This window comes from Streptomyces sp. NPDC058086, assembly GCF_042885015.1.
Classification (GTDB): domain Bacteria; phylum Actinomycetota; class Actinomycetes; order Streptomycetales; family Streptomycetaceae; genus Streptomyces.
This window is the reverse complement of sequence record NZ_JBHVST010000266.1, coordinates 1-975: the sequence shown is the minus strand read 5'-3', so window position 1 is coordinate 975 and position 975 is coordinate 1. Positions and strand designations below refer to the sequence as shown.

The following is a 975-nucleotide window of genomic DNA, read 5'->3' as shown; positions in this document are numbered from 1 at the left end:
TGACCGCACCGGGCAGGTGCGCAACAAGGACCTCCAGCTGGCTCCCGGCAGGCACTCGCTGGAACTCGGCGCCGACGTGAAGGAGAAGTGACCGTGCCCGAAACCAAGACGCTCACGGCCGCCCCCCGGCACGACGTGAAGGTCACCACCGCCCTGCGCCGGTTCGCGATCTCGATCTCGATCCTCAACATCGCCGGGTACACCTTCCTCGGCTTCGAACAGCCCTGGTTGTGGCCCTTCATCGCGATCTTCACCGCCTACGTGGTGGAGATCGCGCTGGAGGCCGTCAGCGCCCGCGTCGACAAGCGGGCCCCCCGCTACGCCGGCGGGGGGTTCAAGGGGATGGTCGAGTTCCTCTTCCCCGCCCACATCACCGGTCTCGCCGTGAACATGCTGACCTACGTCAACGACCGCGTCTGGGTCATGGTCTTCGGCGTCGTCGTGGCCGTCGGCACGAAGTGGGTGCTGCGGGCCCCGCTCAAGGGCCGCATGCGGCACTACATGAACCCGTCGAACTTCGGCATCGCGGTGATCCTGCTCCTCTTCCCCTGGGCGAGCATCGCGCCGCCCTACCACTTCACCGAGTACCTGTACGGCCCGGCCGACTGGGTCCTCCCCGCGATCATCCTGGTCCTGGGCACCATGCTGAACGCGAAGCTGACCGGCCGCATGTGGCTGATCATGGCCTGGCTCGGCGGCTTCGTGGTGCAGGCCGTCGTCCGAGGGCTGGTGATGGGCACCTCCATCCCGGCGGCGCTCGGCATGATGACCGGTGTCGCCTTCGTGCTCTTCACCAACTACATGGTCACCGACCCCGGCACCTCGCCCTCCAAGCGGTCCTCCCAGATCTTCTTCGGAGCCGGGGTGGCGGCGATGTACGGCGTGCTGACCGGCCTCGGCATCGCCTACGGCATCTTCTTCGCCACCGCCCTGGTCTGCCTGATCCGCGGAGGCTACCTGTGGGGTCTGCACTTC

General features: G+C 67.3%; 1 protein-coding gene. It reads left to right on the top strand.

Features of this window, described 5'->3' with window-relative positions:
- Nucleotides 1–93: 93 nt before the first annotated feature.
- Nucleotides 94–975 (top strand): enediyne biosynthesis protein (locus tag ACFVWD_RS58100; protein WP_389607257.1); only part of this gene is annotated, 882 nt, incomplete at its 3' end.